This is a genomic window from Ferrovibrio sp. (genome assembly GCF_029255545.1).
Lineage (GTDB): Bacteria > Pseudomonadota > Alphaproteobacteria > Ferrovibrionales > Ferrovibrionaceae > Ferrovibrio.
In genome coordinates this window covers 47,805-61,116 of record NZ_JANLJJ010000037.1, presented here as the reverse complement: position 1 = coordinate 61,116, position 13,312 = coordinate 47,805, and the positions used below count along the sequence as shown (strand labels likewise).

At 64.4% G+C, this 13,312-nt stretch carries 15 protein-coding genes; 5 read left to right on the top strand and 10 right to left on the bottom strand.

Going from position 1 to position 13,312, the window contains the following annotated elements; genetic code table 11:
- From Q1J79_RS07295 to Q1J79_RS07280, 4 genes are all read right to left on the bottom strand, one after another.
- Window positions 1-2,092, bottom strand: a 2,092-nt coding sequence (locus Q1J79_RS07295; RefSeq protein ID WP_300298631.1) for an FUSC family membrane protein, incomplete at its 3' end; no start/stop codon positions are given.
- 44 nt (window positions 2,093-2,136) lie between these two features.
- Window positions 2,137-2,655 carry a GNAT family N-acetyltransferase gene (locus tag Q1J79_RS07290; RefSeq protein WP_300298627.1) on the bottom strand — a complete coding sequence of 173 codons (519 nt, stop codon included), beginning with the start codon at window positions 2,653-2,655 and terminating at the stop codon, window positions 2,137-2,139.
- The gene (locus tag Q1J79_RS07285) at window positions 2,652-3,149 is read right to left on the bottom strand and encodes a GNAT family N-acetyltransferase (protein WP_300298625.1); all 498 of its coding nucleotides are present in this window, start codon (window positions 3,147-3,149) and stop codon (window positions 2,652-2,654) included. The genes Q1J79_RS07290 and Q1J79_RS07285 overlap by 4 nt, the downstream gene beginning before the upstream one ends.
- Complete coding sequence (locus Q1J79_RS07280; protein ID WP_300298622.1) at window positions 3,146-3,730, bottom strand: XRE family transcriptional regulator; 585 nt, start codon at window positions 3,728-3,730, stop codon at window positions 3,146-3,148. The genes Q1J79_RS07285 and Q1J79_RS07280 overlap by 4 nt, the downstream gene beginning before the upstream one ends.
- A 165-nt stretch (window positions 3,731-3,895) precedes the next feature.
- Here Q1J79_RS07280 and Q1J79_RS07275 point away from each other — a divergent pair, with 165 nt between their 5' ends.
- Complete coding sequence (locus Q1J79_RS07275; protein ID WP_300298619.1) at window positions 3,896-4,843, top strand: IS1595 family transposase; 948 nt, start codon at window positions 3,896-3,898, stop codon at window positions 4,841-4,843.
- A gap of 83 nt (window positions 4,844-4,926) precedes the next feature.
- Complete coding sequence (locus Q1J79_RS07270; RefSeq protein WP_300298616.1) at window positions 4,927-5,085, top strand: hypothetical protein; 159 nt, start codon at window positions 4,927-4,929, stop codon at window positions 5,083-5,085.
- Here Q1J79_RS07270 and Q1J79_RS07265 read toward each other — a convergent pair.
- Window positions 5,060-5,830, bottom strand: a complete 771-nt coding sequence (locus tag Q1J79_RS07265) for a hypothetical protein (RefSeq protein WP_300298613.1) — start codon at window positions 5,828-5,830, stop codon at window positions 5,060-5,062. The genes Q1J79_RS07270 and Q1J79_RS07265 overlap by 26 nt on opposite strands.
- 150 nt (window positions 5,831-5,980) lie before the next feature.
- Between Q1J79_RS07265 and Q1J79_RS07260 the strand changes: the two genes are divergently transcribed.
- Together Q1J79_RS07260 and Q1J79_RS07255 are read left to right on the top strand one after the other, a co-directional pair.
- Window positions 5,981-6,244, top strand: a complete 264-nt coding sequence (locus Q1J79_RS07260) for a hypothetical protein (protein ID WP_300298611.1) — start codon at window positions 5,981-5,983, stop codon at window positions 6,242-6,244.
- A gap of 275 nt (window positions 6,245-6,519) precedes the next feature.
- Window positions 6,520-7,677 (top strand): PQQ-dependent sugar dehydrogenase, encoded by a 1,158-nt coding sequence (locus tag Q1J79_RS07255; RefSeq protein ID WP_300298608.1) that lies wholly within the window; start codon window positions 6,520-6,522, stop codon window positions 7,675-7,677.
- A gap of 20 nt (window positions 7,678-7,697) precedes the next feature.
- Here Q1J79_RS07255 and Q1J79_RS07250 read toward each other — a convergent pair whose 3' ends face one another.
- Both Q1J79_RS07250 and Q1J79_RS07245 read right to left on the bottom strand, forming a co-directional pair.
- On the bottom strand, window positions 7,698-8,561 hold the full coding sequence (locus Q1J79_RS07250; protein WP_300298605.1) for a helix-turn-helix transcriptional regulator: 864 nt from the start codon (window positions 8,559-8,561) through the stop codon (window positions 7,698-7,700).
- Window positions 8,562-8,707: 146 nt separating this feature from the next.
- Complete coding sequence (locus tag Q1J79_RS07245; RefSeq protein ID WP_300298602.1) at window positions 8,708-10,114, bottom strand: aspartate aminotransferase family protein; 1,407 nt, start codon at window positions 10,112-10,114, stop codon at window positions 8,708-8,710.
- A gap of 114 nt (window positions 10,115-10,228) precedes the next feature.
- Here Q1J79_RS07245 and Q1J79_RS07240 point away from each other — a divergent pair, with 114 nt between their 5' ends.
- Window positions 10,229-11,176 carry an alpha/beta fold hydrolase gene (locus Q1J79_RS07240; protein ID WP_300298600.1) on the top strand — a complete coding sequence of 316 codons (948 nt, stop codon included), beginning with the start codon at window positions 10,229-10,231 and terminating at the stop codon, window positions 11,174-11,176.
- A 27-nt stretch (window positions 11,177-11,203) separates the two neighbouring features.
- Here Q1J79_RS07240 and Q1J79_RS07235 read toward each other — a convergent pair whose 3' ends face one another.
- The 3 genes from Q1J79_RS07235 to Q1J79_RS07225 all read right to left on the bottom strand — a co-directional run bounded on the left by Q1J79_RS07235 (window position 11,204) and on the right by Q1J79_RS07225 (window position 13,310).
- A complete protein-coding gene (locus Q1J79_RS07235) occupies window positions 11,204-11,737 on the bottom strand; it encodes a MarR family winged helix-turn-helix transcriptional regulator (RefSeq protein ID WP_300298598.1) in 534 nt (177 codons plus the stop codon).
- A gap of 19 nt (window positions 11,738-11,756) precedes the next feature.
- Window positions 11,757-12,149: a response regulator gene (locus Q1J79_RS07230; RefSeq protein ID WP_300298595.1), complete on the bottom strand. Its 393-nt coding sequence runs from the start codon at window positions 12,147-12,149 to the stop codon at window positions 11,757-11,759.
- A 108-nt stretch (window positions 12,150-12,257) separates the two neighbouring features.
- On the bottom strand, window positions 12,258-13,310 hold the full coding sequence (locus Q1J79_RS07225; protein ID WP_300298592.1) for a chemotaxis response regulator protein-glutamate methylesterase: 1,053 nt from the start codon (window positions 13,308-13,310) through the stop codon (window positions 12,258-12,260).
- Window positions 13,311-13,312: the final 2 nt, after the last annotated feature.

Below are 13,312 nucleotides of genomic sequence, written 5' to 3'. Positions count from 1 at the left end.
GCGCGCTCACGCTTTCGGCCTGTCGCAGGCGTTGCAGCAGCGCGGCCGCCGCCGGCCAGGCCGTATCGGCGGCCAGATCCGGCGCCGGCATGGCGGTATCCGCGGCGGCGCCGCCGAGATGGCGCAGGATGGCCTGCCGGCGTGGCCCGACGATCTGCTCCAGCGCATGCGGCGCGATGTCGCGTCCGCGCATGCGCAGCAGCACATGCACGGCGGCCAGCTGGGTCATCATGCGATAGCTGGTGGCGAGGAAGGCGCGCAGTCGCGGCATCCCGGCGTCGCGCGCGCCGGGCTCGGATGGCATACGCTTCAGCGCGCCGGCGAAATCAGCGATGGCGTCGAACAGGTCCTTGCGCGCCAGGCGGTAATTCTGCTCGGCCGGCGCAGGCTTCATGGCCTGGCGGGCATATTTGCGCAACGCCCGCAGCAGGGCGGCGCTCAGGTCGGGCACGTCCTGCCGCTCCCAGTAGGGCAGCACGAAACTGAACAGCCAGGCGATGCCGGCGCCCAGCAGGGTGTCGAGCAGGCGCTCGAGCAGCAGGTTGTCCGCCGTCGGGCTGAGGAAATGCATCATCAGCAGCGCCATTACGCTGGCCGAGGTAGACGTGATGCGATAGCGCACCGGCGCATAGGCATGCGACAGGCCGATGCTGACGAAGGCGACCGCCAGCAGGGCCGCATCGGGCAGCACATGCAGCAGGCCGGCGGCCAGCACGCAGCCAATCAGGCTGCCGATCAGGCGGTCTTTCTGGCGCTGCCGCGTGGCGCTGTAGCTGGCGCGCATGATCACCGCCACGGTCAGCAGGATCCAGCTGCCATGGCTGAAATAGCGCGACAGGATTTCCGACAGGATGAAGGCGCACAGCATCGCCAGCGACAGCCGCAGGGCATAACGGAAGACCGGCGAGCGATAGCGCAGATGCCGCAGCAGCAGGCGCGGGCGATACGGCCGCGGCGGCAGGAAATCCGCCAGCCTCACGGTCGCCAGCACGGTTTCCGCCACGGCGAATTGCCGCGTCGCCGTTTGCAGCCGGGCTGTCGCCTCGATGGCCAGGCCGATCCGCTCCAGCGTGGCGCGCAGCTCCAGCGCCGCCTCGCCATGCCCGGTCTCGTCCTGGCCATGCAGCGGCGCGATCTGCCCGGCCTGCGCCGCGATGGTCCGGAAACGCGCGCGCAGGGCCTCGAGATCCAGGCCGTCGCGACCGTCGACGCCGACGGCAATCAGGTCCACCGCGTCGGCCAGTTCGTTCACGCCGGCGCGGATGGCGCGCAGCAGGGCGGGGCCCTCCGCCATGGCGCCAAAATGCCGGCGCAGCAGCCAGTAATCGGTCTGGCTCGAAAGGATGGTTTCGAAGGCATCCAGCATCGCCACCAGGGCTGCCGCGTATTGCCGTTCCTGCGGCCGCTCCAGGTCGCGGAACAGCAGGTTGCGCGCGGCATCCACGCGCTCCATCAGCGTCACCTGCCGCTCGATCAGCGCGCCATAGGCGGCCTCGATCTCCAGCGCCGTGTCATACAGGCCGGCCTTGCCGCGCACGTAATCGGCAAAGGCGGCCAGCGCCTCGCGCAGCGCGATCTGCTTGTGCCGTGCCGCCAGGATCTGCGCCGCCAGCGTGCCGAACAGGGCATAGCCGGCCGCGCCGGCGGCGAACAGGGCCGCGTGATGCCAGGCCGGCGCGCCGTCGATGCCGTGCAGGGTGGTGCCCAGCGTCAGCACCATGGCCAGGATCATCGACATGCACATGGCCAGCGCGATGCGGCCATAGACCGTCACCATGGCCGCCGTGAAGCTGGTCGCGATCACGATCAGGCCCAGCAGCAAAGGCTGGTCGCGGCACAGGTCGACGCCGAGCGTGATCAGGCTGTCGAAGCAGACGGCGATCACGAAGCTGCGCCGCTTGAAATCGGGCGGCGTCGGCGTGTCGACGATGCTGATGCAGGTGGCGCCCACGGCGGCGGCCGCGGCGGCGTAGAAGCCGCCGAGGGCGGCGGCGGCCAGCGCGACGAGCAGCACGCCGATGGCCGCCGTCAGGCCGCTCAGCAGATGCTGGGCGGGCAACGAGAAATGGCTCAGGCTGAGGAGCTTCGGCATGGGCGGCCAAGTCTAGCCCAGGCCGGCATGGCCGCGCGACGGATTTAGTCCAGCGGCTTGTAATAGAAGGCGGCGGCATCCAGCCCGCCGGCGCTCGACAGCGAATAGCCCGGCACCACGCCCACCAGCACATAACCCATGCCCTGATACAGCGGCTCGGCGCTGTCGCCATGGCGGGTATCCAGCGTCAGCAACGTGCGGCCCAGGCCACGCGCCTCGGCCTCGATGGCAATCAGCAGGGCACGCGCCAGGCCGCGCCGTCGTGCGCGGCGATGCACCAGCATCTTTTTCACATCGGCGCGGTGCGGCTGGTTCGGTGGCGTGTCCAGGCCCAGCATCACCGTGCCCGCCAATCGGCCATCATGATCGGCCACCAGCAAAACGGCCTTGCCGGCCTCGATCTCGGCAATGGCGCGCTCCCAGAATCCACGCGCCTCCTGCTCGGAATAGGGCGTGAGGAAATTCACCGCCGCGCCACCATCGACGCAGTCCTTCAGCACCTCGGCCAGCGCGGCGATCTCGGCCCGCGCGGCGGCAGCATCGAGCTTACGTATCGCGATCATGCCTGCAGCATCCTCTGCAGGAACACCAGATCGAGCCAGCGTTCGAATTTCCAGCCAGAATCGCGGATCAGGCCGGTGCGTTCAAAGCCCAGCTTTTCATGCAGGGCCAGGCTGGCGGTATTCTCCGCCGTGATGCCGGCCACCATGCTGCGCAGGCCACGCGCCTGCGCCACCGCGATCAGTTCGCCCAGCAGCAGCCGGCCGATGCCCTGGCCGCGGCGGTTCGGGGCGATGTAGATCGCGTTTTCCACCGTGTACTGGAAAGCGGGCCAGGGCCGGAACTGGCCATAGCTGGCATAACCCAGCACCGCGCCATCCTGCTCGGCCACCAGCACCGGCAGCTTCTGTTCGGCCTTCATGGCCAGCCAGGCCAGCTGCGCCTCGGCGCTGCGCGGCTCGTAATCGAACACGGCGGTGGTGTTCGCCACGGCATCGTTATAGATGGCGCGGATCGCGTCCGCGTCATCGGCTGTGGCATTGCGGATCTGGATCATGATGGCCTGCGTCTGGCGATGATGATGAGGTAGCGGCAGGGCGCCTGCGTTTCGTTGGCAAAGGCATGCGGCTGGCCCAGCGTGCAATGCAGGCAGTCGCCGGCATGGATGGCAAACCGCTCAGGCCCGCTCTCGAAGGTCAGGATGCCCTCCTGCCCCAGGATATGCTGGTCATAGGCATCGGCCGGCAGGGGATAGGCAATGCGCGCGCCGGGCGGCAGGCGGCCCTCCACGATCTCGACCATCGAGCCGGTGCCGGCCGGCGTGACGGCGCGGCGCTCGAATCCGGTTTCCGGGTCGCGCCATTGCGGCTGGGCCTCGCGCGGCAGCAGCACGAGGCTCTTGTCCTCGATCGCCGCCATCAGGCCCGACAGGGTGATGTCCAGCCCGGCGCAGAGCCGGCCCAGCACGGCGGCGGTTGGGCTGGATTCCTGCCGCTCGATGCGCGAGATCATCGCCCGGCTCACCCCGGCCCGCTCGGCCAGTTGATCGAGCGTCAGGTCCAGCGCCTCGCGCCGCGCCTTCAGCCGCCCGGCGATGCGCGCCTCGATCTGGTCCGGCTCGTTCAATTTCTCAATCATGAGAAAATTTCTATTTTAATGGATTTATCTGGTCAAGCGGGTCCGCAGGGAAGCTTTCCCTTGATTTTTGACCTATATGTACATATTATGTTCCAATAACAAAGGGCATATTATACTTGACGTACCATAAATAACCGATTAGATTGGCTACATAAGGAGATAGCCATGTCGAAGTCGGTTCTGGACAGCAAAGTTTTCCATGATGAAGCAGCGGCTTACCGCTTTGTCGAGGCCCGGATATGGCCGGAGGGTCCCATATGCCCCCATTGCCGGGCCACTGGCGACCGTGTGAAGGCCCTCAAGGGCGAAAGCACCCGGATTGGCACCTACAAGTGCTACGGCTGCCGGAAGCCCTTCACCGTCAAGATTGGGACAATTTTCGAGGCTTCCCACGTCAAGATGAACCTGTGGCTGCAGGCGATCTACCTGATGTGCTGCAGCAAGAAGGGGATCAGCAGCAACCAGCTTCACCGGGTTCTGGGCGTGACCCTGAAAACCGCTTGGTTCATGTCGCACCGCATCCGGGAAGCCATGAAGGATGACGGTTCGACCGGCCCGCTCGGTGGTGATGGCGAGATTGTCGAGGCCGACGAAACTTTCTGGGGTCCCGGCCGTGCCGTTTTTCAGACTGGCCGTGGCTGGGTTGGCGAGCGTGGCACCGGCGGCAAGATGAAGGTGCTGACCCTGGTTGAGCGCAACGGCCGTGCCCGCTCGATGAAGGCCGAGCATATCACCGCGAAGCAGGCGAAGGAGTTTATCACTGAGAATGCTGACACTGCCTCGCGCCTCGTGACCGATGAAGCCCGCATGTATCCGCGCATCGGCAAGGAATTCGCCGGCCACGAGACTGTGAACCACAGCCGCAAGGAATACGCTCGCGGCGACGTAACCACCAACACCGTCGAGGGCTATTTCTCGGTGTTCAAGCGCGGCATGCGCGGCACTTACCAGCATTGCGGCGAGAACCATCTGCAGCGGTATCTGGCAGAGTTCGATTTCCGCTACAGCAACCGCAAGGCCCTTGGCATTGATGACGTGGAGCGCACCAAGATCGCGCTTGATGGCGTCGTCGGAAAGCGGCTGACCTATGAAACGATTGGTGAGCGCGCCTGAGAGAAAGAAACGATATACCCAGCGCGAGATTCGCCGGTTCAAGCGACTGGCGATGATCGCGCGCATGAAGAAGGGAAAAGGTGATGGCTGAGAAACAGAAGCCCAAGAAGCCAGACAAGGAAAAGCCGCAGAAAGAGCGGTTCAAGGAAGCCGCACGTGCGCGCGGAACAGACGAGACTGAGGATGCGCTGGATAGGGCTTTCGGGAAGCTAAAGGTCAATAATCCCGGTCGATCTTATTAATCCGGTTGAACAACGCGCGATTATTAATGCGGCCTTTATCGATATAGCGATGAAATATTCCGGATGCAGCTTCACCACTGAATAGGTCTTTAAAGTTCTGGCGGTATTCGTCGCCCCCAGTACCTTTTTCGTCTTCATAAAAGTGGCGCTGCCATTCCCATATTAGAAAATCTGCAGCGCATAAATGCACGGAATCAGTTTTACCAAGTTGAGTGTAGGTTTTGATTTGCAGTTTGGTTTTAAACTGACCTTTGTTTAGCCTGAGTATTCTATCAAAAATATCCTGAGCTTCATTCCAGCCGTTGCCGCCGGACTCAATACCATACCAAACTTCTCTGTGATCCCCGGCGCGATCCAGAACGCCTTTAATCATGTCGAGGATATTTACCAAGCAGACAGCATACGGGCTTCCCACCGCCGAGACGCGAGATGGGTGCGCAGCAGACCATGCGTCATATTCGGGTTGATCCAATAGGCATACAAATGCGTACGAGCGGTAACGCCCGATAATTTTTGCTAGATCAGCCGCCAGCTGCCTATTCGCGGCACTACCGAAAGCAGCATATTCGTCTCGGTTCGCATTACAGTAGGCAGCATGAAACGGCTTTTTGAGACCTGCGCATCTGGCGGACCATTCGGCTTCAAAAGGAGCAAGATTATGCTGCTCGAAAAGAATGGCGCTCAGGCCGAACATTGGCACAGAGCCATGCTGCTTGCGGGTTTCGTCTATAAAGGCGTGTAACACGCAGAAAGGCCCCCTGAATGAAGGGAGGCCCATTAACATTTGTTCGACGGCAGTTAAGGGGCGTCTCCCAGAGGGGCCCATCATAGATCAAATCCATCTAGGTACGCGAAGTATAACATGCCCAATAACAAATCAAACCCGGAGGCCGGGATGTCGAGGGCACAGGACGAGGCCGGTCGCCAGCCACGGCGCTATATCGACTGGAACCAGGCGGCGCGCCTGATGGCCGAGGGGCAGGCGCCAGCCGCCGCTGCCGCCGCGCTTGGCATTTCCGAAAACCGGCTCTGGCGCCATTTCGAAACCAGTTCCCATTTCCGCGGCCTGATCCTGCGGGCAGCCGAAAGGCGCCGCTGCCTGGCGCTGGCGCTGCAGGCGGCCGATGACGGGGCAAACGCACCCGATACCCCGCGATAGGCGGTGATAGGCCGTCATACGCGCCGATATGCACCGATATACACAACGAACCCGAACGAACCCAGGCGAACCTGAACGAACTCAAACGAACCCAGACGAACCTCAACGAACCCCAACGAACCGAAACGAACCCGGACGGTTCAGAACGAACCGAAACGGTCCTGCCGCCGCCATGCTGGCCGGCCTGTTCAAGCCGGCACCTGTCCCTATCTTTCATCGCATCGGGCTTTCATCCCATCGGGCTTCATCGCATCGGGCAGCGGGAAGGAGACATCATGCGCAGCACCGCCTTCGTCGTTTTCGCCGGCCTGTCGCTCGGCGCGGTTTCCGCCATCGCCCAGCCGGCCACCGCCCAGCCGGCCGCGTCCCAGCCGGCGCCACCGGTTTTCCGTACCGAGGAGGCAACGGTGCGGGTCGTGACCGTCGCCACCGGCCTGGAGCATCCCTGGGCCATGGCCTTCCTGCCCGATGGCCGGATGCTGGTCACCGAGCGGCCCGGCCGCCTGCGTGTGGTGGGCCGGGATGGCCGCCTGTCGCCGCCCGTCGAAAACCTGCCGGCGGTTTTCGCCAGCGGGCAGGGCGGCCTGCTGGACGTGATGCTTGATCCCGATTTCGCCACCAGCCGCCTGCTCTATTTTACGTACGCGGAACCTGGGGACGGGGGCGCCGGCACGGCTTTGGCCAGCGCGCGCTTCGCCGGCACGCGGTTGGAGGATGTGAAAGTATTATTCCGCCAGCAGCCCAAACTCTCCGGCGGCCTGCATTTCGGCAGCCGCGTGGTGGTCGGGCCCGATGGCAAGCTGTGGCTCGGCTTTGGGGAACGCTATCGCCGCGACGAGGCGCAGAATCTCAACGTCCATCTGGGCAAGGTGATCCGGCTGAACAGGGATGGCAGCGTGCCGGCCGACAACCCGTTTGTCGGCCGCAATGATGCGCGGCCGGAAATCTGGTCCTATGGCCATCGCAACATCCAGGGCATGGTCCGCCATCCGCAGACCGGTGTGGTCTGGCTGCACGAGCATGGCGCGCGCGGCGGCGACGAAATCAACATCCCTGAGCGCGGCCGCAATTACGGCTGGCCGGTGATCACCCATGGCGTCGATTATTCCGGTGCGAAAATCGGCATCGGCGCGGCGGCGCCCGGCATGGAGCAGCCTTTGCTGCACTGGACGCCGTCGATCGCGCCCTCAGGCATGGCGTTTTACGGCGGCAGCCGGATTCCCGCCTGGCGCGGCAACCTGTTCGTCGGCTCGCTCAATTCATTCCTGTTGATGCGCGTGGTGCTGGACGGCACGCGGGTGGTCAGGCAGGAGCGCCTGCTGGCCGGGCTGGAGGAGCGCATCCGCGACGTGCGCGACGGACCGGACGGCTATCTCTACATCGCCACCGACTCCGCCGAGGGCCGCATCCTGCGCATCGAGCCGGCGACCTGAGCCGGCACCGCGCCGCGCGGTCAGCCCATCTCGCCGGTATTGGCGTTGTAGTTGTTGATCACCCGGTGCAGCACGTCCAGCATGTTGCGCTGGATCGGGTCCTGGCCGTTGAGGATCAGGGTCAGCGCCACCCGGGTGATGCCGAGTTTGCTGGCCACCTGGTCGATGGTGATGCCGCGGGCGCGGCAGGCAACGGTCATCTGGTCGAACGAGCCGCGGTCCAGGAAGACGCGGCCCCACTCGTCGCGGCCGGTCAGACGGATCGGCTTGATTTCCAGCTTGGCCGGCTGGCCGCCAGCGCGGCGCGGCGCGGCGCTCGCGGCCGGGCCGGGATTGGCGCGGACGGCAGCATTGCCGCTGCGCTGCGGCGGCCGCCAGTCGGGATCGCGCTCGAAGACCTCCAGCTGCGGAGCCTGGTCCATCAGGTGCTGCAGCATGCGGCGCATGTGGTCCAGCAGGTTGTCGGCGGTGCCGCCGGCTTCCGGCCCGTCGATCAGCAGGGCGCTGAGCTCCTCCAGGCGCTTCAGGCGCGAGGCGAAGAATTCGCGGGCGCCGAAGGGCAGGGCGCTGCGCGCCTCGATCAGGTTCTCGAGATAGGTCTGCTTGACGTCGATCTCCATCTTCAGGATCTTGGCCCGCATCTGCGCCACATAGCGGCGCAGCTCGTCGCGCCGGCCGGTGCGCAGCACCGACAGGCGGCCCTCGGCCACCTCGGCCGCCTGGTGGAAGTCGTCGACCAGGCCGGAGAATTTGCGGAAGCCCGCGACGCTGTTGCGCTTCTCGGCCGGATCCTCGGTGAACTTGAAAATCTGGATGGCACGCTGCTCGATGCGCGAAACCAGTTCGTTCGCCTCTTGGTTATGCGCTTGGTTGTCGGCGATCATCGGCGGAATACTGGCTCGGTCTGGTTGCGTTAACTCTGTTTTTTAACACAGTCTGGCCGCGACGCGAACCGAATGCTTCCCCTTCAAAAGGATAAGATACACCAATCGGCGGTTGGTCCGGCAGCGCGGCGCACCGCCGGAGACCGTCATGTCGCCGCGCGCAGGCCCTGCTGCGCCACCCAGGCCTCGGTGCGGGCCAGCGCCGTCTCGAAGCGGTCGAACAGCGCGTCGATTTCGCTTTCGGTGATGATCATCGGCGGACAGAAGCCGATCACGTCGCCCGCCATGGCGCGGATGATCAGGCCTTCTTCCTGGGCGAAATTCATGCAGGCCGCGCCCACGCCGGCGGTTGGCGCGAAGCTGCGCTTGCTCGCCTTGTCGGCCACCAGCTCGGCGGCGCCGATCAGGCCGGTGCCGCGCGCCTCGCCGACCAGCGGATGATCGGCCAGGCGTTTGAGACGGGCGAGAAAGCGCGGCGAGACGCGGTTGACATGGCCGTAGATGTCGCGCTCCTCGTAAAGCTGCAGCGCGCGCAGGGCGACGGCCGCCGCCACCGGATGGCCGCCATAGGTGAAGCCATGGCCGAAGGTGCCGATCTTGCCGGAATTGTCGCGGATGGCGTCGTAGACATGCTCGGGCACCAGCACGGCCGAGATCGGCAGGTAGGCGCCCGACATCTGCTTGGCGCAGGTGATGAAGTCGGGTTTGTAGTTGAACCGCTCGGCGCCCCACAGCCGGCCGGTGCGGCCGAAGCCGCAGATCACCTCATCGGATATGCTGAGGATGTCGTGTTTTTTCAGCACCGCCTGGATGGCGGGGAAATAGCCTTCCGGCGGCAGCACCACGCCGCCGGCGCCCATCACCGGCTCGGCGATGAAGGCGGCAACGGTCTCGGGCCCTTCGCTCTGGATGAAGTTGTCCAGGTTGCGGGCCAGGCGGGCGACGAAATTGGCCTCGCTCTCGCCCGGCTCGGCGAAGCGGTAGTAATGCGGGCAGTCGACATGCTTGATGCCGGCAATCGGCAGGTCGAAATCGCGGTGATTGGCCGGCAGGCCGGTCAGGCTGGCGCTGGCGATAGTGACGCCGTGATAACCCTTCACGCGCGACAGGATGGTTTTCTTCCGCGGCCGGCCAATGGCGTTGTTGTAATACCAGACCAGCTTGATCAGCGTGTCGTTGGCGCCCGAGCCGCCTTCGGCGAAGAACACCTTGCCCACCGGCACGGGGCTTAAGGATTTCAGCTTCTCGGCCAGCTCCACCACGGGCGCCGTCGTCTTGTGGCCGAAGCCGTGATAGTAGGGCAGCTTGCGCATCTGCTCGATGGCGGCATCCACCAGGGCGGCCTCACTGAAACCCAGCCCGGCGCACCACAGGCCGGCCATGCCCTCGATATATTCCTTGCCCTGGTCGTCATAGACGTAAATGCCCTTGCCGCGCTCGATCACCAGCGGGCCGGCTGTCTCATGCTTCACCAGGTTGGTGTAGGGATGCATGACATGGGCGATGTCGCGGGCGGCCATCGAATTGGGCAGTTGCGGCGCATGGGCGGTCATGGGGTGCTTCCTGATGTGAGATCGTCAGTAGACGGCGAAAAAGCGCCGCTGTCAAAATGCAAGGCTGCAAAATGCAAGACTGGCAAACCTTTCCGCCGCCGTTAAAGTCGGTCCATGACCACACCGAATCTGACGCTGACCTCCCCGGCCGATGGCCTTGTGCTGCAGGGCTATGAATGGCTGCCGCCCGATCCGGCCCAATGCCGGGCCAGCGTGGTGATCGCGCATGGCATGGCCGAGCATGCCGGGCGCTACGGCCGTTTCGCCGATGCGCTGAACCGGGCCGGCCATGCCGTCTATGCCTTCGATCATCGCGGCCATGGCCACAGCGCCCGCAACGTGGCCGATCTGGGCCATATGGCCGATCGCGACGGCTGGAACCGCGCCGTGGCCGACCTGGCGGCCGCCTGCGCCCTGGCGCAGCAGCGCCATCCCGGTCGGCCGCTGCTGCTGTTTGGCCATTCCATGGGCTCGTTCATGGCCCAGCAGATGCTGTATCAGCATGGCGGGATGCTGGCCGGCTGCGTGCTCTGCGCCTCCAATGGCAAGCCGCCGCCGATCGCCGCGCTGGGCCGGCTGGTGGCGCGGATCGAGCGGCTGCGCCGCGGTGGGCGCGGCATCAGCCCGTTGATCCAGAGCCTGTCCTTCGATGCCTTCAACAAACGCTTCCAGCCGGCGCGCACCGAATTCGACTGGCTGTCGCGCGATGCCGCCGAGGTGGACAAATACGTCAGTGATCCGTTCTGCGGCTTTCCGATCACGGTGCAGTCCTGGATCGATTTCCTGGATGCCTTAAGCGAAATGGCACGACCGGAAAACCAGAAGCTGATTCCGAAAGACCTGCCGGTTTTCATCATCGCCGGCAGCCATGATCCGGTCTCGGGCGGCGGCAAGGGATTGCGCCAGCTGCTGGATGCCTATGCCGCGGCGGGCCTGAACCGGGTGGACAGCAAATTCTATCCGCAGGCACGGCATGAATTGCTGAACGAGGTCAATCGCGACGACGTGACGGCGGATATCCTCGGCTTTTTTGACCGCAGCCTGGAAAGCCGCCAGCCTTAAACCGTTTCAGCCCGGCCTTAAACCGCTTCAGCGTTGGCGTTTGCCTGCCGCGATGTCGCCGCCCTTCGCGGGTTCATCCGCCGCGGGCGGCAGGGCGGCCAGGTTGTCGTAGATCCGGTGCAGCAAAGCCTTGAGCTGGCCGATTTCGGCCTCGTTCAGGCCGGCCAGGGCCGCGCGTTCCAAATCCCTGGCGTCAGGCGTCAGGCTGGCCACCGATGCGGCGCCTGCCGCGGTCAGGCGGATTGCGATGGCCCGCGCATCTTCAGCATCGCGTTCGCGCGTCACCATGCCGTGCTGCTCCAGCCCGCCCACCAGGCGCGACAGGGTGGATACCTCGATGCTGGTATGATCGGCGAGCTCGGTCAGGCGCTGGCCGTCGCGTTCGCCTAGGGCGGCCAGCACGCGCCAGTCCTGCAGGCTGACGCCGGCCTGTCGCAGCGCCACGCCAAAACGGGCCGCCAGCGAAACGCCGGCGCGATTGATCAGATAGGGAAGATACCGATCCAGCCTGAGCGGTGCGGCGCCTGGCGGCCCGGAATCGGAGGATGGAGACGCGGCCATCGGCGGCGCGCGGGCTGGGTCAGGAGCCGAGCTTGCCCAGCACCGCCTCGATCTTCTGCTTCATGGTGGCGGCGTTGAACGGCTTGACCATGTAATTGTTGACGCCGGCCTGGATGGCGGTCTTCACCAGCTCGGTATCGCGCTGCCCGGTCGCCATGATGAAGGGCATGCGTTTGGTCAGCGGATTGCTGCGGATGGTCTTGAGCAGGGTCAGCCCATCCATGCCGTCCATGTTCCAGTCGGAAATAATCAGATCGAACTTGTTCGAATTCATCGCGACCAGAGCCTCGGTACCGCTCTTGGCCTCGACAACATTCTTGATGCCGATCTCCTGCAGGCAATAGCGCGCAATGCCACGCATGCTCATCTGATCGTCAACAATCAAAACCCGAAGACTGCTTGCCGAAGGCATAGGGTCCCTCGCTCTTCCCTCAACTCACAGGGCCGGAGCCTTCCTGGCCCGGCTGCACCCGCACTGTGTGGATAACATCATGGTATTTAGCGTAAAAGACAAGGTTTCTCAACGCTGTTTGCACCGGTTCAGAATCTCCTGGGCGATATGCCCGATGCCGGTTTCGGTCTGCACCGCACCCATCAGTTTTGCCGCCTTGGGCATGCCGTAGACCAGGCTGGTCGATTCGTCCTGACCAATGGTCTGGGCGCCGGCTTCCAGCATTTTCTTGAGGCCCGTGGCGCCATCCTTGCCCATGCCGGTCAGAATCACGCCGATGGCGTTATGGCCGGCATGCTCGGCCACGGAATTGAATAATACGTCAACCGACGGACGATGCCCGGAGACCGGGGGCTCATGGTTAAGCTTGGTGTAGTAGTGGCCGCCGGAGCGGTGCAACGTCAGGTGATAGTCGCCCGGCGCGATATAAACGTGGCCGGGGAAGACGCGGACATTGTCCTTGGCCTCGGTGACCGTCACGGCCGACAGCGAATCGAGGCGGGCGGCGAAGCTGCCGGTGAACCGCGGCGGCATGTGCTGGGTGATCAGGATCGGCGGGCTGTCGGGCGGCATCACGGTGATGACTTCCTTCAGCGCCTCGACACCGCCGGTCGAGGAGCCGATCGCCACGATGATGTCGGTCGAGTTGAAACCCGGCCCGGGGGTCAGCCGCTTGGGCGACTGGCCTTCGGGCGGCCGGTTGCGCGCCACCACCCGGGCGGTCGAGGCCATCTTCACCTTGGCGACGAGGTCGTGCTTGATCTCTTCCAGGGCGTGCTTGATGTCGAGCGTCGGCTTGGGCACGAAATCGACGGCGCCCATTTCCAGCGCCTGCATGGTGATCGAGGCGCCCTTCTGGGTCAGGGTCGAGACCATCACCACCGGCATTGGCCGCAACCGCATGATCTTTTCCAGGAAGGAGATGCCGTCCATGTTCGGCATCTCGACATCCAGGGTCAGGACATCGGGATTGAGCTCCTTGATCATCGTGCGGGCAACCAGCGGATCGGGTGCCGCGCCAACCACGTCGATTTCCGGGTCGCTGGACAACGCCGCGGTCAGCAGCTGGCGGATCAGCGCGCTGTCGTCGACGATAAGAACCTTGATCTTTTTACCCGCCACGA

Bases quoted from the DNA above. Each gene is read 5' to 3' on its own strand.
- Q1J79_RS07290 (WP_300298627.1), bottom strand. From the start codon at position 2,655: ATGATCGCGATACGTAAGCTCGATGCTGCCGCCGCGCGGGCCGAGATC.
- Q1J79_RS07240 (WP_300298600.1), top strand. From the start codon at position 10,229: ATGACCACACCGAATCTGACGCTGACCTCCCCGGCCGATGGCCTTGTG.
- Q1J79_RS07285 (WP_300298625.1), bottom strand. From the start codon at position 3,149: ATGATCCAGATCCGCAATGCCACAGCCGATGACGCGGACGCGATCCGC.
- Q1J79_RS07230 (WP_300298595.1), bottom strand. From the start codon at position 12,149: ATGCCTTCGGCAAGCAGTCTTCGGGTTTTGATTGTTGACGATCAGATG.
- Q1J79_RS07280 (WP_300298622.1), bottom strand. From the start codon at position 3,730: ATGATTGAGAAATTGAACGAGCCGGACCAGATCGAGGCGCGCATCGCC.
- Q1J79_RS07270 (WP_300298616.1), top strand. From the start codon at position 4,927: ATGGCTGAGAAACAGAAGCCCAAGAAGCCAGACAAGGAAAAGCCGCAG.
- Q1J79_RS07255 (WP_300298608.1), top strand. From the start codon at position 6,520: ATGCGCAGCACCGCCTTCGTCGTTTTCGCCGGCCTGTCGCTCGGCGCG.
- Q1J79_RS07260 (WP_300298611.1), top strand. From the start codon at position 5,981: ATGTCGAGGGCACAGGACGAGGCCGGTCGCCAGCCACGGCGCTATATC.
- Q1J79_RS07245 (WP_300298602.1), bottom strand. From the start codon at position 10,114: ATGACCGCCCATGCGCCGCAACTGCCCAATTCGATGGCCGCCCGCGAC.
- Q1J79_RS07250 (WP_300298605.1), bottom strand. From the start codon at position 8,561: ATGATCGCCGACAACCAAGCGCATAACCAAGAGGCGAACGAACTGGTT.
- Q1J79_RS07275 (WP_300298619.1), top strand. From the start codon at position 3,896: ATGTCGAAGTCGGTTCTGGACAGCAAAGTTTTCCATGATGAAGCAGCG.
- Q1J79_RS07235 (WP_300298598.1), bottom strand. From the start codon at position 11,737: ATGGCCGCGTCTCCATCCTCCGATTCCGGGCCGCCAGGCGCCGCACCG.